The 19,669-nt window shown below is 73.2% G+C and carries 19 protein-coding genes and 1 pseudogene; 12 read left to right on the top strand and 8 right to left on the bottom strand.

What is annotated here, in order from left to right:
* Positions 1 to 134 precede the first annotated feature (134 nt).
* Positions 135 to 329 (top strand): hypothetical protein, encoded by a 195-nt coding sequence (locus FB457_RS24245; protein ID WP_027753143.1) that lies wholly within the window; start codon positions 135 to 137, stop codon positions 327 to 329.
* A gap of 186 nt (positions 330 to 515) precedes the next feature.
* Positions 516 to 755, top strand: a complete 240-nt coding sequence (locus FB457_RS24240; protein WP_018835984.1) for a DUF397 domain-containing protein — start codon at positions 516 to 518, stop codon at positions 753 to 755.
* Positions 756 to 1,169: 414 nt separating this feature from the next.
* Here the strand turns inward: FB457_RS24240 and FB457_RS24230 are convergent, their stop codons facing one another.
* Positions 1,170 to 1,658: an ATP-binding protein gene (locus FB457_RS24230; protein WP_047016464.1), complete on the bottom strand. Its 489-nt coding sequence runs from the start codon at positions 1,656 to 1,658 to the stop codon at positions 1,170 to 1,172.
* Positions 1,659 to 1,942: 284 nt separating this feature from the next.
* Between FB457_RS24230 and FB457_RS24225 the strand changes: the two genes are divergently transcribed.
* The 7 genes from FB457_RS24225 to FB457_RS24195 all read left to right on the top strand — a co-directional run bounded on the left by FB457_RS24225 (position 1,943) and on the right by FB457_RS24195 (position 9,584).
* On the top strand, positions 1,943 to 2,803 hold the full coding sequence (locus FB457_RS24225; RefSeq protein ID WP_047016463.1) for a helix-turn-helix domain-containing protein: 861 nt from the start codon (positions 1,943 to 1,945) through the stop codon (positions 2,801 to 2,803).
* A gap of 91 nt (positions 2,804 to 2,894) precedes the next feature.
* Entirely contained in the window at positions 2,895 to 4,352 is a 1,458-nt protein-coding gene (locus FB457_RS24220) for an aldehyde dehydrogenase family protein (protein ID WP_145783243.1), read from the top strand.
* Positions 4,353 to 4,493: 141 nt separating this feature from the next.
* Positions 4,494 to 4,937: a CBS domain-containing protein gene (locus tag FB457_RS24215; protein ID WP_047016461.1), complete on the top strand. Its 444-nt coding sequence runs from the start codon at positions 4,494 to 4,496 to the stop codon at positions 4,935 to 4,937.
* A 181-nt stretch (positions 4,938 to 5,118) separates the two neighbouring features.
* The gene (locus tag FB457_RS24210) at positions 5,119 to 5,736 is read left to right on the top strand and encodes a PadR family transcriptional regulator (protein WP_145783240.1); all 618 of its coding nucleotides are present in this window, start codon (positions 5,119 to 5,121) and stop codon (positions 5,734 to 5,736) included.
* A gap of 80 nt (positions 5,737 to 5,816) precedes the next feature.
* On the top strand, positions 5,817 to 6,863 hold the full coding sequence (locus FB457_RS24205; RefSeq protein WP_145783238.1) for an ATP-binding cassette domain-containing protein: 1,047 nt from the start codon (positions 5,817 to 5,819) through the stop codon (positions 6,861 to 6,863).
* Positions 6,860 to 7,699, top strand: coding sequence for an ABC transporter permease (locus tag FB457_RS24200; RefSeq protein WP_047016458.1), 840 nt, complete (start codon positions 6,860 to 6,862; stop codon positions 7,697 to 7,699). The genes FB457_RS24205 and FB457_RS24200 overlap by 4 nt, the downstream gene beginning before the upstream one ends.
* 226 nt (positions 7,700 to 7,925) lie before the next feature.
* Positions 7,926 to 9,584, top strand: a complete 1,659-nt coding sequence (locus FB457_RS24195; protein ID WP_047016457.1) for a threonine/serine exporter family protein — start codon at positions 7,926 to 7,928, stop codon at positions 9,582 to 9,584.
* 127 nt (positions 9,585 to 9,711) lie between these two features.
* On the opposite strand, the gene FB457_RS24190 is transcribed toward FB457_RS24195, so the two are convergent.
* Complete coding sequence (locus tag FB457_RS24190) at positions 9,712 to 10,206, bottom strand: inorganic diphosphatase (protein ID WP_047016456.1); 495 nt, start codon at positions 10,204 to 10,206, stop codon at positions 9,712 to 9,714.
* 86 nt (positions 10,207 to 10,292) lie between these two features.
* Here FB457_RS24190 and dacB point away from each other — a divergent pair, with 86 nt between their 5' ends.
* From dacB to FB457_RS24175, 3 genes are all read left to right on the top strand, one after another.
* Positions 10,293 to 11,855 carry a D-alanyl-D-alanine carboxypeptidase/D-alanyl-D-alanine endopeptidase gene (gene dacB, locus FB457_RS24185; protein WP_047016455.1) on the top strand — a complete coding sequence of 521 codons (1,563 nt, stop codon included), beginning with the start codon at positions 10,293 to 10,295 and terminating at the stop codon, positions 11,853 to 11,855.
* 417 nt (positions 11,856 to 12,272) lie between these two features.
* On the top strand, positions 12,273 to 13,325 hold the full coding sequence (locus tag FB457_RS24180; RefSeq protein WP_145783236.1) for a C40 family peptidase: 1,053 nt from the start codon (positions 12,273 to 12,275) through the stop codon (positions 13,323 to 13,325).
* A gap of 314 nt (positions 13,326 to 13,639) precedes the next feature.
* A complete protein-coding gene (locus FB457_RS24175) occupies positions 13,640 to 15,055 on the top strand; it encodes a response regulator (protein WP_145783234.1) in 1,416 nt (471 codons plus the stop codon).
* Between the two features lie 15 nt (positions 15,056 to 15,070).
* Here FB457_RS24175 and FB457_RS24170 read toward each other — a convergent pair whose 3' ends face one another.
* The 6 genes and pseudogenes from FB457_RS24170 to FB457_RS24140 all read right to left on the bottom strand — a co-directional run bounded on the left by FB457_RS24170 (position 15,071) and on the right by FB457_RS24140 (position 19,667).
* Entirely contained in the window at positions 15,071 to 15,403 is a 333-nt protein-coding gene (locus tag FB457_RS24170; RefSeq protein ID WP_047020032.1) for a DUF2516 family protein, read from the bottom strand.
* Positions 15,404 to 15,506: 103 nt separating this feature from the next.
* Positions 15,507 to 16,142 (bottom strand): hypothetical protein, encoded by a 636-nt coding sequence (locus FB457_RS24165; RefSeq protein WP_047016452.1) that lies wholly within the window; start codon positions 16,140 to 16,142, stop codon positions 15,507 to 15,509.
* On the bottom strand, positions 16,139 to 16,609 hold the full coding sequence (locus FB457_RS24160; protein ID WP_047016451.1) for a helix-turn-helix domain-containing protein: 471 nt from the start codon (positions 16,607 to 16,609) through the stop codon (positions 16,139 to 16,141). Before FB457_RS24160 ends, FB457_RS24165 begins: the two co-directional genes overlap by 4 nt.
* Before the next feature lie 121 nt (positions 16,610 to 16,730).
* Positions 16,731 to 17,321: pseudogene (locus FB457_RS24155) on the bottom strand (phosphotransferase); the annotation flags it as partial.
* Positions 17,322 to 17,933: 612 nt separating this feature from the next.
* Positions 17,934 to 18,797, bottom strand: coding sequence for a GNAT family N-acetyltransferase (locus FB457_RS24145; protein WP_145783232.1), 864 nt, complete (start codon positions 18,795 to 18,797; stop codon positions 17,934 to 17,936).
* Positions 18,798 to 18,860: 63 nt separating this feature from the next.
* A complete protein-coding gene (locus tag FB457_RS24140; protein WP_047016449.1) occupies positions 18,861 to 19,667 on the bottom strand; it encodes a TetR/AcrR family transcriptional regulator in 807 nt (268 codons plus the stop codon).
* Between the last annotated feature and the right edge of the window lie 2 nt (positions 19,668 to 19,669).

Raw genomic sequence — 19,669 nt, 5'->3', positions numbered from 1 at the left:
GCGCGACGCGCGCCCGCCCGCCCCGGACGGCCCCGCTATCACCCGGATGGCGGGCACGGCTCGCACGGAACGGGGGGCACAGGTGGGACAGACTGCCACGTATGTGGACGGCGAACCCGGGGACCGGTGATCAGATGGCCGTGTCGGTGTCGGTCGTGCTGCTGCTCTTGGTGCTGGCCGTGGTGTTTCTGCGCAGCGGTTCGCTGAAGACCTCGCACGCGGTGGTCTGCGTGCTCCTCGGCTTCTATCTCTCCGGCACCACCGTGGCCCCCACGATCCAGTCCGGTCTGGAGGCCACGGCGAACGTGGTGAGCAGCATCCGGCCGTGAATGTGGCCGCGCCGGGAACTATTCGGTACTGCCTTGTACGTTGAACCCCCGGGGGATGACCTTGGTGGGTGCCTGATCGGAATCAAGCGCGCACGCTGTGTGCACGTACATTTGCGCGTGCACCTAGCCGCCAACACAGCTATGATCCCCGACAGTTGACACTGGCAACCACCTTGGAGATGCACTGTGGCCCACGCATACAACGGCATTGCGGCCAGAGATCTTCACGGCGCCGCCTGGCAGAAGAGCCGGCACAGCAACTCGCAGGGTTCCTGTGTGGAGTTCGCCAGGCTTCCCGGCGGCGAGATAGCCGTTCGCAATTCCAGATTTCCCGAAGGACCCGCCCTCGTCTACACCCGTGCCGAGGTAGAGGCGATGCTGCTGGGCGTCAAGGACGGAGAGTTCGACCATCTCATAGTTGACTGACACCCCCCTATTCCCGGCCGCACCGCCCGCTTCCGTCATCGGCGGCGTGACACCGCGGCCGGCCGTCATCCGGATCCAGGCTGAGATATCGCCCACGTAGGCGTTGCTCGCGGCACGTCCGTCGATCCGCACAGAATGCGATCGCTTCCTTTCCGTCCGCGAACGGTCCAGGAGTGTGAATCACACCCGGTATCCGGGGCACGGCGAACATCCGCCGCCGCGCGGCGGTTCCGTCTCCGGTACGCCCGTAGGTCCGCCCGATCCTCCGCGGGGCCCGCCGCGCCGCAGCGCGCCGCTTCCCTCGTACCCGGGCGCCCGGGAGCGGGCAGGGGGCGGCGGATCCGGGGCGGGTGCGGGTGTGTGCCGTACGGGGAGTTCGACTGCGGCAGGGCTGCCGGGCCGGGCTGCGGGCCGTCAGCCCGCCGCCGGCGGCGGCAGGTGGAACACGGCCCACACGACCTTGCCGCGCAGCGGGCCGTCCAGCGGGTGCCAGCCCCAGCCGTCGCTGAAGGAGTCGACCAGATAGAGCCCGCGCCCCGACTCGGCGCCCACATCGGCCACCCCGGCCACCGGACTGGCGGTGCTCGGGTCGCGTACGGCGCACACCAGCCGGGACGCCCAGCGCATCAGGTGCAGCCGCACCGCCGGGTCCTGTCCTTCGCGGCCGGTCAGGGCGTGCCGGAGCGCGTTGGTGACCAGTTCGGAGACGACCAGGGCGACGTCGTCGCTGAGGTCGGTCAGCTCCCAGTGCCGCAACGTGGTGTGCGTAAAGGCGCGCGCGCCGCTCACTGACTCGTGGCTGCCGGATATCGCACAGGAGGCCGCACCGTCGACGGCGCCGGAGTCCAGCGAGGGCAGCCCTCGCCATAGGGGGGCGAGCACGGCTGCTGCTTCGGTCCCCATGCGCGGCACTCCCCAGTCGCGTGCGTGTCTGTCGTCACCGTGCGGATGCCCATGCTTCCGAATGACTTTGGCAGATGCAAGGGCAGATGCACGTGCACGCGCGAGGAATGTCTAGCAACTTACCGGTTCATGGGCATTGCCCGGCAAGATTTTCTCGGTTGGGTAACCGTTCGAGCACGCAATGATACGGAGTGGTGGCAGTATGGGCCGGTGGCGCCGGGGGCGCGCTTGTAGTGCCATGTCGTTTGTAAGTGCCATGTCGCCGAGGTGGGTGGAGGGCTCCGATGGCCGTGGACGGATCAAGCGGATCGGTCGTGCGCCGTATCCTGCTGGGCTCCCAGCTCAGACGGTTGCGGGAAGAACAGGGGATCTCGCGCGACGCCGCCGGATACGCGATCAGGGCCTCGGAATCCAAGATCAGCCGGATGGAGCTGGGCCGGGTGAGTTTCAAGAGCCGAGACGTGGAGGACTTGCTCACGCTGTACGGCGTGACCGATCAGACCGAGCGCGACGCCCTCGTCGGCCTCGTCAGCGAGGCGAACACCGCCGGGTGGTGGCACAGCTACAGCGACGTCCTGCCGGGCTGGTTCCCCACCTATGTGGGACTGGAGTCGGCCGCCGCCGGTATCGACGTGTACGAGGTCCAGTTCGTACACGGCCTGCTGCAGACCGAGGACTACGCGCACGCCGTCGTCACCGCCGGGCTGCCCATCTCGCCCGCCGAGGCGGACAAGCGCGTCGGCGCCCGGCTGGAGCGGCAGAAGCGGCTGTACGCCGAGCACCCCGCCCAGCTCAGGGCGGTGCTCGACGAGGCCGCGCTCAGCCGCCCGTACGGCGGCCGGCAGGTGATGCGCAAGCAGTTGCAGCACCTGCTCGACGCCTCCGAGATGCCGAACGTGTCGCTGCGGATCATCCCGCTGGCGCAGCACGGCCACACCCCCGACTCCGGCGCCTTCACGATCCTGAGCTTCCCGGAGAAGGACCTCTCCGACGTCGTGTACGTGGAGCATCTGACGAGCGCCCTCTACCTGGACAAGCCGGAGGACGTCGCGACCTACACGAAGGCCATGGACCTGCTGCGCGTCGCCGCCCAAGACGAGTCGGAATCAAGGGAGTTGCTGCACAGGCTCATCCGGGAGGTGTAGCGGGGGCGCTTTCGCGCACCAGTACGATGGCGGGTCAGCGGTCACAGCCGTGCCCGCCGTCCGCTGTGCGCAGGGGGGTGCAGCCTCGCTCATGTCTCTCTTCTCCGACCTGGCACTGCAGTACATCGACGGCAAGTGGTGCCCCGGCGCCGGCTCGTGGGACGTCATCGACCTCGACCCGTACACCGGCGAGCAGCTCGCGGCCGTCACCGTCGCGACCGCCGCCGAGGTGGATGCCGCATACCGCGCGGCGGAGCGGGCGCAGCGGCCCTGGGCGGAGCGCTCGCCGTACGAGCGGCGGCTGGTCTTCGAACGCGCGCTGCGGCTGGTGGAGGAGCGCGAGGAGGAGATCACCCGCGCGATCGTGGCGGAGCTGGGCGGCACCCGGCTGAAGGCCGCGTTCGAGATCGCCCTCACGAGGGACGTGCTGCGCGAGTCCGTGTCGTACGCGCTGCGCGCCGAGGGCCGGGTGCTGCCGTCGCCGACGCCCGGCAAGGAGAACCGCGTCTACCGGCTGCCCGTGGGCGTCGTCGGCGTCATCGGCTCGTACGACTTCCCGCTCTTCCTGGCCGCGAAGTCCGTGGCGCCCGCGCTCGCGCTCGGCAACGCCGTGGTGCTCAAGCCGCACGACTACTCGCCCGTCGTCGGCGGCACGCTGCTCGCGTGGCTGCTCCAGGACGCCGGGCTGCCGCCCGGGCTGCTGAACGTCGTCATCACCGACACCTCCGAGATCGGCGACGCCTTCCTCGAGCACCCGGTGCCGCGCGTGCTCTCCTTCACCGGCTCCACCGAGACCGGCCGGCACGTCGCGGGCGTCGCCGCCCGGCACTTCAAGCGCACGGTGCTGGAGATGAGCGGCAACTCGGCCCTCGTCGTGCTCGACGACGCCGACGTCGACTACGCGGTGGACGCCGCCGTCTTCAGCCGCTTCGCCCACCAGGGACAGGTCTGCATGGCGGCCAACCGGGTGCTGGTGGACCGGGCGGTGCTGCCGGAGTTCGCGGCGAAGTTCGTCGCCAAGGCCGCCGCGCTGAAGACCGGCGACCCGTCGGACCCCGCGACCCAGCTCGGCCCGCTCATCGGCGCCCGCGAGGCCGCCGACCTCGCCGCCCGGGTCGACGCGGCGCTCGCCGCCGGCGCCACCGCGCTGCTGCGCGGGCGCACGGAGGGCACGCTCGTGGAGCCCACGGTGCTCACCGGGCTGCCGGCGGACAGCGAGCTTCTGCGGCGGGAGTTCTACGGTCCCGTCGCGTTCCTGCTGCCGTTCACGGGCGAGGACGAGGCGGTACGGATCGTCAACGACACCCCGTTCGGGCTGAGCGGCGCGGTGCACACCCGGGACCTGGAGCGGGGCGTACGGCTGGCGGGGCGGATCGACTCGGGGATGGTGCACGTCAACGACGGCACGATCCACGACGAGCCGCTGGTGCCGTTCGGCGGCGAGAAGTGCTCGGGGCTGGGGCGGCTGAACGGCGAGTCGACGGTCGACGCCTTCACCACGCTGAAGTGGATCTCCGTACAGCACGGCCGGACGCCGTTTCCCTTCTGAGCGGCGGCCTCCTGCGCGCGGTCGTCGCCCGTTCGGCGGCGCCCAGCTCGCCCACCCGGTCGGGGGCCCGGAGCATGGCGGTGACGGTACCCCTTCCGTACCCCCTCCGGATCTCAGGACTCACGAACAGGAGCCCACCGCATGACCGCTCCCACCACCGCCCGGACCGCCCGCGACCTCATGCATGAGGGCTGCGAGTGCATCGACTCGACCGAATCCGTCGCCACCGCCGCCGCGAAGATGCGCTCCATGGATGTCGGCTGCCTGCCGGTGTGCGGCCAGGACGGCAAGATCGCCGGCATGATCACCGACCGCGACATCGTCGTGGAGTGCGTCGCTCAGGGCCGCGACATCACGACCTGCATGACCGGTGAGCTGGCGGAGGGCCGCCCGGTGTACGTCGAGGCCGGCGCCCCGGTCGACGAGGTGCTGCGCGCGATGGAGCAGCACCAGGTGCGCCGCCTCCCGGTCATCGAGAACCACCAGCTCGTCGGCATGATCAGCGAGGCGGACCTGAGCAGGGCCCTGTCGGACGAGCAGATGGCGGCCTTCTGCCGCAGCGTGTACGCGGGCGGCCACCACTGACCCGTACCACCACAGGACCGGCGCAGGGCCGGGCTCCCGCGCGGGGAGCCCGGCCCTTCGTCGTGCGCCCCGCGGCGCGTCCGGCCCTCGTGCCGCTCTTCGCGCGGGGCCCCCTCACCGTGCTAGTCAAGGTTGACTAGGCTGGGAGGCCACACTTCTCCGCGGAAGGCAAGGGGTCCATTTGTCCGCGACTCGCCTCCTGGTCCTGGGGGCCGTCCGCCGGCACGGCCGGGCGCACGGCTACCAGGTCCGGGCCGACCTGGAGTACTGGGGCGCCCATGAGTGGTCCAACGTCAAGCCGGGCTCGATCTACCACGCGCTCAAGCAGATGGCCAAACAGGGGCTGCTGATCGCCCACGAGGTGGCGCCCAGCACGGCCGGCGGCCCGCCGCGCACCGAGTACGAGATGACGGCCGAGGGCGACTCCGAGTACTTCCGCCTGCTGCGCGAGGCGCTGCGCCGGCATGACGAGAAGATCGACTTCCTCACGGCGGGCGTCGGCTTCCTCGTCGACCTGCCGCGCGCCGAGGCCATTTCGCTGCTCAAGGAGCGCGTCGCGGCGATGGAGGAGTGGCGCGGCGCGGTGCTCCGGCACTACTCGCCCCAGGACGGCGAGGACTACGGCCACATCGGCGAGATCATGCGGCTCTGGCTGCACACCGCCGAGGCGGGCGCCGAGTGGACCCGCGCCCTCATCGCGCGGCTGGAGGGCGGCGCGTACGTGATGGCCGGCGAGGGCGATCCGTGGGCCGGGGTGGCGACGAGCCCGGAGGGGCCCGCCGCCCGGGACCCCCATTAATCAAGTTTGACTAATGGTCGGACGGTGGGTACCTTCGCCTCGGTGGTCAAACTTGACTACCCGAGGAGCGGAGGAGGCGTATGACGGCGATCCTCGCCGAAGGACTGCGCAAGACCTACGGGAAGAAGGGCGCCGCCAAGGCGGCGCTCGCGGGCCTGGACCTCGCGGTCCCCGCGGGCACGGTGCACGCCGTGCTCGGCCCGAACGGCGCGGGCAAGACCACGGCCGTACGGATCCTGGCCACCCTGCTGCGCCCCGACGGCGGCACCGTGCGCGTCGCGGGACACGACCCCGTACGGGAGCCGGACGAGGTCCGCTACCGCATCGGGCTGCTCGGCCAGCACGCCGCCGTCGACGAGGTGCTCAGCGGCCGGCAGAACCTGGAGCTGTTCGGCCGGCTCTACCACCTCGGCCGGGCCGGCGCCCGGCGGCGGGCGGCGGAGCTGCTGGCGCGCTTCGGCCTCGACGGCACCGGGGACAAGCCGGTCGGGCAGTACAGCGGCGGCATGCGGCGCCGGCTCGACCTGGCCGCGAGCCTCCTCATGCGGCCGCAGGTGCTCTTCCTGGACGAGCCGACCACGGGCCTCGACCCCCGCGGCCGTACGGAGGTGTGGCAGGCGGTCCGCTCGCTCGTCGGCGACGGCACCACCGTGCTGCTCACCACCCAGTACCTGGAGGAGGCCGACCAGCTCGCCGACCGGGTCTCGGTCGTGGACCACGGCAGGGCCGTCGCCGAGGGCACGGCCGACGAGCTGAAGGCCCGGCTCGGCGGGGACCGTATCGACGTCGTCGTACGGGACGCGGACCGGCTCACCGCCGCCGCGGCCGTCATCGGCATGGCCGCCCGCGCCGAGGAGGACGACATCGAGGTCGACGCGGACGCCCGGCGGATCAGCGCACCGGTCGCCGACCGCATGGCGGCGCTGGCCGAGACCGTCCGGGGGCTCGGCGCGGCCGGCGTGGCGGCGGAGGACGTGTCGCTCCGCCGGCCGACGCTGGACGAGGTGTTCCTCCACCTCACCGGCCGCAGACCGGAGCAGGACCGTAAGCCGGACAAGGACCGGGACCGGGCGGACGGCGGCGCCGCCGGCCCGGCGGGCACCGTAGCGGAAGGGAGAACCGTATGACCGCCACCACCCCCCTCGCCGTCCCGCCGCCCGCCCGCACCGCGGGCGCGCGGCTGAAGTGGGCGGTCGCGGACGGGCTGACGATGACCGGCCGCGGCCTCGCGCACTGGGCCCGCCGGCCGGCCCTGGTCGCGGTGAACCTGGCCTTTCCGGTGATGATGCTGGTGGTCTTCACCTACCTGCTCGGCGGCGGCATGGCCGTCGGCGGCGGTGGCAGCTACCGCGAGTACCTGGTGCCCGGCATGTTCGCCCTCTCCATGTCCTTCGGGCTGGAGGCCACGATGGTCTCCCTCACCTCCGACCTCGGCAAGGGCGTTGTCGACCGCTTCCGGACCATGCCGATGGCCCCGTCCGCGGTCCTCGTCGGCCGCGCGCTCACCGACATGGCCGAGTCCGCCGCCGGCCTTGCCGTGATGGCCGGCGCGGGGCTCGCGGTCGGCTGGCGCTGGCACGGTACGTGGGCGGAGGCGCTGGCCGCGTTCGGGCTGCTGCTGCTCCTGCGGTTCGCGATGCTGTGGGCCGGGATCTTCCTCGGTCTGGTGGCGGGCAAGCCGGAGATGGTGCAGGCCGTGCAGATCCTGGTGTGGCCGGTGGCGTTCCTGTCCAGCGCGTTCACCTCGCCGGAGACGATGCCGGGCTGGCTGGGCGCCGTCGCGGAGTGGAACCCGATGTCGGCGACGGCGGGCGCGATCCGCGAGCTGTTCGGCAACCCCGGCTGGACCGGCGACTCGTGGGCGGCGCAGCACCCGGTGCTGCTGGCGGTGGTGTGGCCGCTGGTGCTGCTCGCGGTCTTCTTCCCGCTGGCGGTGCGGAGGTACCGGGGCCTGGGGCGCTGAGGGCGCGTACGAGCGGGTGGCGGGCGGTGCCCGCGGGCGTGGGCGACGGCGCTCTCGACGCGGGTGGCGCCCCCGCTGCACACCAGTGGCGCCTCGTTCGTACGACTTGATCCGATGTGCCGCCGTGCCTCCGTACCCTTCCGACCCCCCGGGGGCGTTCTTCATGCGGCCGACTTATGCTCGCGGGCGTAAACCTTTCGGCACGTCCGCGGGGGGTGATGGTCCAGTGGGTCAGGAGCCCGAACCGGATAACGGTGAAGAGAAGCCGCAGTCCGACGAGGCACACAGCGCGTTCACGCCGCCCTTCGGCGTGCCCCTCCCCCCGCCGCCTGAAGACGGGCAGACGACCTCGGAGTTCGCCCTGCCGGCGGGCGTCGGCGAGCACGCGGCCGAGGACCACGGCAACGGCCACTCCGGCTTCCGGCCCCCGCGCGGCGGCCCCGCGGCCGCCGCCGGGGTCGCCCCGCCACCCCCACCCGCTACGGGTCCTCTGTCACGATCCACGCCGTGGCAGGACCGGATGCGTGTCATGCTCCGTACGCCCATGACGGAACGCCCCACGCCCGAGCGGACGCTGTCGCCCACCGAGGAGACCGCGCTGCCGGTCCCGCGCGTACTCGACCTCACCCTGCGCATCGGCGAACTGCTGCTCGCCGGCGGCGAGGGCGCGGAGGACGTCGAGGCCGCGATGTTCGCCATCGCCCACGCCTTCGGCCTGGACCGCTGCGAGCCGACGGTCACGTTCACCCTTCTGACGGTCACGTACCAGCCCTCCCTGGTCGACGATCCGGTGACGCTCAGCCGCACGGTGCGCCGCCGCGGCACGGACTACAACCGGCTCTCCGCCGTCTACCGCCTCGTCGACGCCATCGTGGACGAGGAGGCCGCCGTCAGCCTGGAGGAGGCGTACCGCGGCCTCGCCGAGATCCGGCGCAACCGGCACCCGTACTCCAAGTGGGCCCTCACCGTCGCCAGCGGCGGCCTGTCGGGCGCGGCGGCGACGCTCGTGGGCGGCGGGCCGCTGGTGTTCTGCGCGGCGGCGATCGGCGCCATGCTCGGCGACCGGCTCGCGTGGCTGGCGGCGGGGCGCGGGCTGCCGGAGTTCTACCAGTTCGTGGCCGCCGCGATGGCCCCCGCGGCGGTCGGCGTCACGCTCAACATCGCCGCCGTCGAGGCCCAGTCCTCCGCCGTCATCACCGGCGGTCTCTTCGCGCTGATCCCCGGGCGGGCCCTGGTCGCGGCCGTCCAGGACGGGCTGACCGGCTACTACATCACCGCCTCCGCCCGCCTGCTCGAAGTCCTCTACCTCGTCGTCGGCATCGTCGTCGGGGTCCTGATCGTGCTCTACGTGGGCGTCCAGCTCGGCGCCGAGCTGAGCCCGGACGCCGCGCTGCACCGCCAGGAACGGCCGATCGTCTCGCTGCTCGCGGCGATGCTGCTGACGCTGGCCTTCGCGGTCCTGCTCCAGCAGGAGCGTTCCACCGTGATCGTCGTGACCCTCAACGGGGGCGTCGCCTGGCTGATCTACGCGGTCATCGCCCACCAGGCGAACAAGTCGGCGGTGCTGGCCACCGCGCTGGCCGCGGGCCTCGTCGGGCTCTTCGGCCAGCTCCTCTCGCGCTACCGGTTCATCTCCGCGCTGCCGTACGTCACGGCCGCCATCGGCCCGCTGCTGCCGGGCAGCGCCACGTACTTCGGCCTGCTGGGCTTCGCCCAGGACAACCTGAACGCGGGCGCGCGCTCGCTGCTGACCGCCGCCGCGCTGGCGCTGGCGATCGCGATCGGGGTGAACCTGGGCGGCGAGATGGCCCGCCTCTTCATGAAACGCCCGGGCGAGAAAACGGCCCCCGCCCGCCGAGGCGTCAAACGCACCAGAGGCTTCTGACCCACCAGCCCTGGCGAGGCGTTCGCGCCGGCACCTCCCGCGCCGTACCCCGCACAGGCCCCCCGCCGGACCACGCCGCCGGCCTCCTCGCGGAAGCCGGCGGCGTGGGACCTACGTCAGTGGCCCGTCAGTGGTGGCCGCCCGAGGCTTCCAGGCGCTTCTTGGACGCCTCGATCTCCGCCTCCGCGTCCTGGCGGCCCACCCAGCTCGCGCCCTCCACGGACTTGCCGGGCTCCAGGTCCTTGTACACCTCGAAGAAGTGCTGGATCTCCAGCCGGTCGAACTCCGACACGTGGTGGATGTCCCGCAGGTGCTCCACCCGCGGATCGTGCGCCGGCACGCACAGCACCTTGTCGTCGCCGCCGGCCTCGTCGGTCATGCGGAACATGCCGATCGTGCGGCACGCGATGAGGCATCCGGGGAACGTCGGCTCGTCCAGAAGGACCAGCGCGTCCAGCGGGTCGCCGTCCTCTCCGAGCGTGCCTTCGATGAAGCCGTAGTCTGCCGGGTAGCTGGTCGAGGTGAAGAGCCGCCTGTCCAGGCGGATCCGGCCCGTCTCGTGATCGACTTCGTACTTGTTCCGCGAACCCTTCGGGATCTCGATGGTGACGTCGAACTCCACGGGTGGCTCTCCTTCAAGATCAGCATGGTTCAGATGATTAAGTGTCCCCCACGCAGCGGGGTGGTGGCGAAAGGGGCTGGTCCCTGGTGAGGGTCAGGGTCGCGGTGGCACGGCGGAAGGCCGCCCGCTGGGTACGGCACTGGACCCGGCGGTGGGAAGCGCAGCCCCTGCACACCCGGCGTACGGTGCGGCTGGTGGCCGCGTCCGGCGCGCTGGGCGGCGTCCTCGCCGCCGGCATGATCGCCGCGGCGGGGCCCTGGGACTCGGGTCAGCGTACGGCGGAGAAGCAGACGGCCGCGCGCGCGGATGCCGCCGGAGGCCGTACAGGTGACGCGGATCACGGCTCCTCCGACGGCGTACCGGGCAAGGGCGCCCCCGGAGACGGCCTGCAGGGCGCCGGCGCGGGCGCTCCGCGGGTGCTGACCCCGCTCGGCCCGCAGGACGGCACGAGGCCGGTCGCCGCCCCCCGGCCGACCGGCGCCGGGCTCGCCAAGGAACTGGCGCCGCTGCTGAAGGACCCCGCGCTCGGCTCGCCGACCACCGCGGCCGTGTGGGACGTGACCACGGGCCGCGAACTGTACGGCGCGCACGAGACCACCGGCGTCGTCCCCGCCTCCACGGTCAAGCTGGCCACCGGCGCCGCCGCCCTCGCCGCCCTCGGCCCCGACCACCGCATCCCGACCGCCTCGCTCGCCGAGGGCGGCGAGGTCTTCCTCGTCGGCGGCGGCGACCCCACGCTGTCCGCGAAGCGGCTGAAGGGGCTGGCGCGGGACACGGCGCGGAAGCTGAAGAAGGACGGCGTGCGGAAGGTGGCCGTACGGTACGACGCCACCGCGTACGCCGGAGACGTCCTGCACGAGATCGGGCCGAACGAGAACATCGCCCCCGTCACCCCGCTCATGGTGAACGAGGCCCGGCTCGACGACTCCTGGCACGGCCCGGCGCCCCGCGGCACGGATCCGGCACGGGACGCGGCGGACGCCTTCGCCGGGGAACTGCGCGAGGCGGGCGTACGGGTCGCGGGCGAGCCGCGGGCCGAACGGGTGCCGGAGAAGGCGGGCGAGCTGGCGGCGACGTACTCGGCGCCGCTGGCGGAGCTGACCGAGCGGATGCTGACGTACAGCGACAACGACCTCGGGGAGGCGCTGGCCCGGCAGACGGCGATCGCGGCGGGACGGGACGCGAGCTTCGCGGGGTCGGGGAAGGCGGTCGCGGGGCAGTTGAAGAAGCTGGGGCTGCCGGTGCGCGGGGCGCGGTTCGCCGACGGCAGCGGCATCAGCCGCGACAACCGGGTCTCGGCGGACCTGCTGGCCCGGCTGCTGGTCACGGCGGCGGACCCGGACCGCCCGGAGCTGCGGTCGCTGCTGACGGGGCTGCCGGTGGCGGGGTTCAACGGCACGCTGCGGGACCGGTACGGGGACGCCGGCGCGGACGGCTCGGACGCCGGGGACACGGCGGCGGCGCGGGGCGTGGTGCGGGCGAAGACGGGGACGCTGACGGGGGTCAACTCGCTGGCGGGGACGGTGGTGGACGCGGACGGGCGGCTGCTGGCGTTCGCGTTCTTCACGATGGGCGCGACGGACCGCACGGGGGCGGGGGACGCGCTGGACCGGATGGCGGCGGCGGTGGCGAGCTGCGGCTGCCGCTGAGGACGGGCGGCTTCGCGTGCGAACCTCCGGGGACTCCCGAACCTTCTGGAACCCCCGGGGGGCCCTGCGAATCCTCCGAATCCTCCGGACCCGCCGGGACCCCCTGAACCCCTGAACCCCTGAACCCCGGGGGACCCCCTGAACCCTCCGCCGCCCCGAACTCCCCCGGAGCCCCCGAAATCCCCCGAACCTCCAGAATCACTCGAACCTCCCGCACCTCCCCGAACCACCCCGTGTCCCAGCCGTGTTGCAACTTCTCATCCGGTTATCCACAGGTCTGTGGATGAGGGCTGCGGGAGTTGCGGCGGATATGGCAGCATCCGAGGCATGTGATCGCGCGGGGCTGGCCAGAGCCCCGTGACGGGCCCGCCGGAAGGAGGGGCCCGCGGACCACGATCGGGGGAGTGGGGGAGACGCATGCGCGGAATCGGGGAGGCGGCGGGAGCGCGCCGGCGCAGGAGCATCGTCCTGGCTTTGACCGGCCTGCTGGCGCTGTTCGTGCCGCTGACAGGGCCGGCCGCCGAGGCGGAGCCGAAGCCGACGGTCGAGGAGGTGCACGCCCGCGTGCAGCGGCTGTACCGCGAGGCGGAGGCCGCCACCGACGCGTACAACGACGCGGAGGAGAAAGCGAAGAAGCAGCGCAAGGAGGTCGAGCGGCTCGACGAGGCCGTGGCCGACGCGAGCGAGCGGCTGGCCGGGCTGAAGGACGAGGCGGGCGCGCTGGCCCGGGCGCAGTATCGCGGCGGCGGGGTGCCGATGGAGGCGCAGTTGCTGCTCAGCGACGATCCGGAGGAGTTCGTCGACGACCTGCGGCTGGCCCGCAAGGGGCAGCACGCGCAGCGGCGGCTGATCACCGAGGTGACCGGCACGCAGCAGCGGCTGGACGGCTATGCGAAGAAGGCCGCCGGGACGTACGAGCGGCTGGAGCGCAGCCGCGAGGCCAAGGCCGGGGCGAAGGAGCGGATAGAGGAGCGCCTCGCCGAGGCGAAGGAGCTGGAGAAGAAGCTCAAGGCCGAGGAGCGGGAGCGGCTGCGCCGGCTGGAGCGGCAGCGTGCCCGCGAGGCGCAGGCGCGCTGGCTGGACTCCGGGATCCTCGACGAGATCGACGCCGAGGCGACGCCCGCCGGCCGGAAGGCCATCGCGTACGCCACGGACCAGCTCGGCAAGGACTACGTGTGGGGCGCGGAGGGGCCGGACACGTTCGACTGCTCGGGGCTGACGATGCGCGCCTGGGAGGCGGCGGGGGTAAGGATCCCGCGGACCTCGCAGACCCAGTTGGCGGGGCTGGCGCGGATCGACGTGAGCGAGATGCGCCCGGGCGACCTGATCATTTATCACTCTGACGCCAGCCACGTCGGCATATATGTCGGTGACGGCGCGATCGTGCACGCGCCGCGGCCCGGCCGGCAGGTGACCGTCGCGGGCGCGGGCAGCATGCCGATCAAGGCAGTGGTGCGTCCCGACGCGTGATCTGCGTCATGTGACCGACCTGACGGATTCGGACCGGGAGGGCCCGGCGCGACCCCTCCGAGCAGGGCAAAGGACCGGGGGAGCGGCCGTCTTCCAGGCCGCGTCGCCCGTTCCTGCCGGCGGGTGATCACGCTAGGGTCCCTCCTTGGCGGTTTTGCCGGAGGAACGGCACGAGCCGCCGCCCACGGCCGCGAGCGCGCTCGCGCCCGGCCGTCACCCTCGGGGGGAGGGAAGGAAGAGCGATGCCCGTACCCGGGCGTTCCCCGGCCTCCGGATCGTCCGGCGGAACTGACCAGTCCGCCGCAGGTGCCGGGGTGGCCGAGACGCAGGCCGCGACGCGGCGACGGCACCCGCTGCCGTCGGCCGCGCACGCGCCGTCGCCGCAGCCGCACGCGCCGTTGCCGGCGCAGCGCTCGGGCCACGGCCCGGTGCCCGGGCAGCCGCACGCGCGCCAGCGGGCGGTGCCGGAGGCGCTGACGCTGCTGCTGATAGAGGCGGAGCCGGGCAGCGGTCCCGGCATCGCGCGGCTGCTGGAGCAGGCGGGCGCCGGGCGCCACGGCGAGCGGATCCGGGTGCGTACGGCGCGCAACCTCACGGAGGCGGAGCGGCTGCTCGGCCCCGACGTGCACTGCATCCTGCTGGACCTCAGCGTGACCGGCGAGGCGGCCGCCGCGGACGACGGCGAACCGGCCGAGGAGGGCGACGAGCTGGGGGCGCTGCGCGAGGTGCTGGCCATGGCGCCGCTGCACGCGGTGCTGACGCTCACCGACGAGGACGACGTCGAGCTGGCCGCCGAGGCCGTCCGCGTCGGCGCGCAGGACTACCTCTTCCGCGGCGAGCTGGACGGCCGGGTGCTCGGCCGGGCCATCCGGTACGCGGTGGAGCGCAAGCGCGCCGACCTGGCGCAGAGCCGGCTGACGGCCTCGCGGCTGCGGGCGCAGGAGAACGCCCGGCTGGAGCGCGGGCTGCTGCCCACGCCGCTGCTCGCCGGCTCCGGCCTCGGCTTCGCCGCCTGCTACCGCCCCGGCCTGCCGCCGCCCGCCGCCGGCGCCACCCCCACCCGCGCACTGCTCGGCGGCGACTTCTACGACGCGGTGCGCACCCCCGACGGCGCGGTGCACGCCATGATCGGCGACGTCTGCGGCCACGGCCCGGACGAGGCCGCGCTCGGCGTGGAACTGCGCATCGCCTGGCGGGCGCTGACGTTCGCCGGCCTGGTCGGCGACGAGCTGCTGGCCACGCTCCAGCAGGTGCTGGAGAACGAGCGGGCGGACGACGAGATATTCGCCACGATGTGCACCGTCGACGTCTCCCCGGATGCCCGCCGCGCCGGCCTCTACCTGGCGGGCCACCCGGCGCCGCTGGTCGCCGTCCCGGGCGGCCGGCCGCGGCTGATGCCGCAGGAGCTGGGCGGCCCGGCGCTCGGCCTGCTGCCGCGCGCCCGCTGGCCGCGTCAGCAGGTGGAGCTGGGCGGGGCCTGGAGCCTGATGCTCTACACCGACGGCCTCATCGAGGGCCGTACGGGTCCTGGCCGCGGCCGGCTGGGCCAGGACGGCATGCTCGCGCTGGTCGGCAGGCTGCTGGACCAGGGCCTGGCCGGCGACGATCTGCTGCACGGCGCGGTCACCGAGGCGCGGGCGCTCAACGGCGGCGACCTCACCGACGACGTGGCGGTGCTGCTACTGGATCGGCCCCCGGGCCCTTGCGGACCCGGGGACCGGATGCCGTGAGCGCGGACGCGCGGGTCAGCGCCCGTTGAACGGGCCGTAGGGCCCGTCGGAGCTGCTGCCCCCGCGTCGCCGCCCGCCGCCGACCTGCTTGAGCGCGGGCCGCACGTCCACCATGAAGACGATGGCCGCGATCAGCGCGATGATCGGCAGGAACGACATGATCGGGAAGATGACCATCACGGCGAAGCCGACGCCGAGGATGATCAGCCAGAACTGCTTGGTGTTCTTGTCGGCGGCGCGGTACGCGTCCTCGCGGGCCAGGGCCGCCAGGATCAGGGCCGCCCCGGCGAACACCGTCAAGGCCAGGCTGAGCAGCCCGAGCAACGAGTAGAAGCCAGAGATGAGCACGCGGTCCACCGCCTATTAGTCCGACTCAGTGTTCAGGGATCCGGCGCAGACACCGTACCCGGATAACGCCCCGGGCACGCGAGGGGTGCCCGGGGCGCGAAGCTCAGGAGTCCGCCTTGGGGGTGTTCTTCTTGGCGGCGGACTTCTTCGCGGTGCCGTTGGCGCCGGCCCGGGGGGCGCGCTTGCGGGGGGCGGCCTTCTTCGCGGCGGGCTTGCCGGCGGCGGGAGCGTCGTCAGCGGCGACGTCCTCGTCGGCACCCTTGTCGGCGACGCCCTCCCCGGCGGCGGTCTTCTCGCCACCGGGCCGGATGATCTCGGTGGTCACCTGCACCGCGTCGGCGGTCTCGCCGCGCCACTCCGCGACGGCACCGCGACCGCGCTCGGCCAGCTCGTCGTAGGTCTCGCGGGCCTTCACCGCGTACTCGGCGGCGCGACCGACGCCCTGAAGGGCGAGGTCCTGCGCCGTCTCGCGCAGCTTCTTGATGTCGGTGTCCAGGTCGCCGAGCCGCTCGGCGACCTTCGCCTGCGCCTCCTTGGCCTGCTTCGACACCCGCTCCTGCACCTCACGCGGGTCGGTCTCGCGCACCGCGGACAGCCGCTCGGGCGCCTCGGCCCGCAGCCGCTCCACCAGCGCGGGCACCTCACGCAGCTTCTCCAGCGCCAGATCGGCGGTACCCGCGACGGCGTAGAGGGGCGTGGGGTCGCTGAGCGTCTTGCGTACGTCGTCGGTCATGGTCATGGTTTTCTCCTCCGGTCACTGGCGGGCCTCGCGTCGCCCTCACCCCGCCCGCCACCCGGCCGCGGGGCATCCCCTTCCCTCTGTCCCTCCTCCACGCCGCCGCCCGCGTCCTCGCGCGCGTTCTCCTTGCGGAAGGAGTCGTAGATCTGCAGCAGCACCTGCTTCTGCCGCTCGCTGATCGCGGGATCGGTGAGTATCGCGGTGTGCACCGCCATCCCGTCGGCCCCGTCACCCCGGCGCTCGTCCAGAATCCCCGCCTGCACATACAGCGTCTCGGCGGAGATCCGCAGCGCCTTCGCGAGCTGCTGCAGAATCTCGGCGCTGGGCTTGCGCAGCCCGCGTTCGATCTGACTGAGGTACGGATTCGACACCCCGGCGGCATCGGCAAGCTGCCGCAGACTGAGCCGCGCACTGCGCCGCTGCTCCCGCAGGAACTCCCCGAGATTGCCGACGTGTATCGAACCCATACGTCGATGCTGCCGCACCCGTGCTAACTATTGCAAGCACTTTGCTTGCAAGTGTGTCGCACACCACATATCGCGACACTATCGCGAGTCCCGCGATCGCGGCGACCGCGGCCGCGCGGTCTCACATCCGGGATCTCAGCACGTCGACCTCGCAGCCCGGTGCGAACGGGTCGAAGCCGTGCTCGACCAGCCAGCGAACCCCCAGCAGGCTGCGCAGCGACCACCATGCGCGGATCGCGTCGATGTCGACGTCGGTGCCGTAGCCGGCGAGGAGGTCGTCGAGGTTTTCCTCGTGCCCGAGCGTCAGGGTGGCGAGGTCGAACAGGGCACTGCCCCGGCCCGCCTCGGACCAGTCGATGATGCCCGTGACCTCGTCTCCGTCGACGAAGACGTGCTCGATCTGCAGGTCGCCGTGCGCGAACACCGGAGCCCACGGCCGGAGCGCGGTCTCGGCGACCTGGCGGTTGCGGCCGACCAGGTCGGCGGGGAGGATGCCGTTCTTCACGAGCAGGTCGCACTCCCGGTCGAGTTCCGCCGCCCACTCGCCGGGACCCCGGCGGCGCCGGCCGGGCCAGGGCGGCAGCGGTGCCTCGTGCAACCGCCGCACGGCGGCACCCGCCGCGGCCCACGCCGCCGGCGACGCGGTACGTGACGCGCGCGTACGGACTCCGCCGCCGGGCCGGTGCGTACCGGCTCGTCCGGCGCGCCCGGGCGCCCGTCCGCCTCGAAGACGAGACCCGCCTCCGCCGCCCGGGGGAGGCGGACACCTCCGGCGGTGGACGTACGGGGGCGGGTGAGGGCCGAGCCTGGTGTTCCTGCCGAGGGAGGGACATCCGGTGGAAGGCTGGGACCGAGTCGGCCGGTGGTCGGGATACGGGGCGGCGCTGGCCGGAGGCGTTCACGGGGCGGGCCGGGGACGGCCCCCGTACCGTGGCGTGCCGGTCCTCCGGCGTCGCCGCCGCCGTCGGCCTGGTGTGGCTGTACTGGGCCGCGGGCGGCACCGCGGGCGTGGCGCACCCGGGCGAACGAAGCACGGACGGGTACCTGCTGACCGGCCTGAGCGCGTTCTGGGCGCTCGCCGGGGCCGCCGCCGTCCGGTCGCTCGCCCGGACGCGTCCGGCCCCCGTACCCCGCCCGCTCCTGCTCGGACTCGGCTGGCTCGGTTCCGGTTCGCTCTTCGCGTGGAGCGGCTGGAAGCTGCCCCTCACGGTGTACGTGGCACTCGCCCGCCCCGCGGACGTCACCCTGCCCGAGAGCCCCGCCGTCGCCGCCGCGCTGCATCTCGCCGCGGCCATCGCGGGGCTCGGCATGCTGAGGATGCTCGTCAGCCCTGCGCGAAGGTGTACGTCGTCCAGTCGGCGAACACGTCGTAGCCGAGGCGCTGGTACAGGGCGTTGCTGGTCGGGTTGGTCGCGTCGGTGAAGAGCGCCACCTCCGTGGCGCCCGCGGTGAGCGCCGCGCGGGTCACCGCCGCCGTCACCGCGGCCGCGTAGCCGTGGCCGCGGTGGGCGGACGGGGTGTAGACCGGGTCGACCTGGGCGAGCCCGGCGACGGCCGGGTTGACGCCGGCCGTGGAGACGGGGGTGCCGTCCGGGGTCTCCCAGAAGGTGTAGTGCTTGTCGGCGTAGCGGGTGGTCGGCCAGGTGGCGGCGTCGATGGTGACGTCCTCGCGGACGTCGGCCGCGAAGCCGCGGCAGAAGTCCATGAGTTGCTCGTGGTCCGCCTCGCCCGCGGCCCGTGCCCGCCCCGCCGGCGCGGGATCCGGCGGCGTGAGCGTACGGAGGCGGCGCAGCCGGAGGCGGACGGCGGGGGACGGGGTGGCGCCCGTGTGCCGCTGCCAGGCCGCCGCGAAGGCCGTGGTGGTGTCGTGGTCGCCGCCGACGCCGGGCGGGGTGTGGCCGAGGGCCGCGAGGTGCGCGGCGAGGGAGTCGGTCTCTGCCGGGGTGAGCGGGGTGAGGCCGAGGCTGCGGCCCGGCAGTTGGTGGCAGGCGCCGGCCACCGACCCCGCCCGGGACAGCCGGCCGAGCAGCAGGCGCCCGCCGCCGTACGGGCCCGTGCCGCGCGCTTTCAGCCGGGCCGCCCAGGTCAGCGCCATGATGTGCGGTACGGGCCGGTCGCGCAGGAACTCCCCCGCTTCGGCCAGGAATTCGTCGAGGTCTTCGGTGAGGTGCCAGCCGTCCGCGCGCATGCCACATGATCCCCCGCGGCCCCGGCGTGCGGAAGTCCGTGATCAGCGTGCGGACGCCCGTGGTCAGTCCCGGCGGCGTCCGTTGATCAGCGCCTCGATGCCGTCGAGCACACGCTCCAGGCCGAACGCGAACTCGTCGTAGTCCGAGGGGTTCTGCGGCGCCTCCGCGTCCCCCTCGTCGAAGGCGCCGCCCTCCACCGCCGTACGCAGATGGGGCAGGTGGCCGGCGTCGGAGACGCGGAGCAGGAACCGGCTGTACTCGTTCATCAGCCGCTCCACGTCGGGGCTGCCGCCCATCGCCAGGGCGATCGTCACCTCCGCGCGCACCTGGTTGCTCACCAGCAGCGCCGTGGCCACCTTCTCGAACTCCGTGAGCGGGGTGTCGCGCAGGATGTAGAGGGCCTGGTCGAGCGCCGCGAGCTGGTTCGGCGTGACCGGCGGGCCTCCGCTCGGTACGTGCGCCACGGCCCACGGGTGCGCGAACATCGCCTTGCCGACGGCCTGGTACCAGTGCCGCAGCCCCGCCCGCCAGTCGCCCTCGGCCTCCGCCGGCAGCGGCGGCGGCGGGCCGAAGGCCCCGTCGACCATCAGCGTGACCAGCTCGTCCTTCGTGGCCACATACCGGTACAGCGCCATCGTCGAGACGCCCAGCTCCTTGGCCACCCGCCCCATCGACGCGGCCTCCAGCCCCTCCGCGTCCGCGACCGCGACCGCCGCCGCGACGATCCCGTCGAGCGTCAGCCCCCGCTTCGGTCCTTTCTGCGGCCGCGGCCGCAGGCCCCACGCGGCCTCGACGCTGGCGGGAACGGCTCCGGCGTCGCGCTTGTCCTCGCCGCGCCGGCCTTCGCCCGCGGCGTCCATGGCGTCCATCT

This window comes from Streptomyces sp. CNZ287, from assembly GCF_007827615.1.
This window is presented reverse-complemented; position numbering and strand designations above follow the sequence as displayed.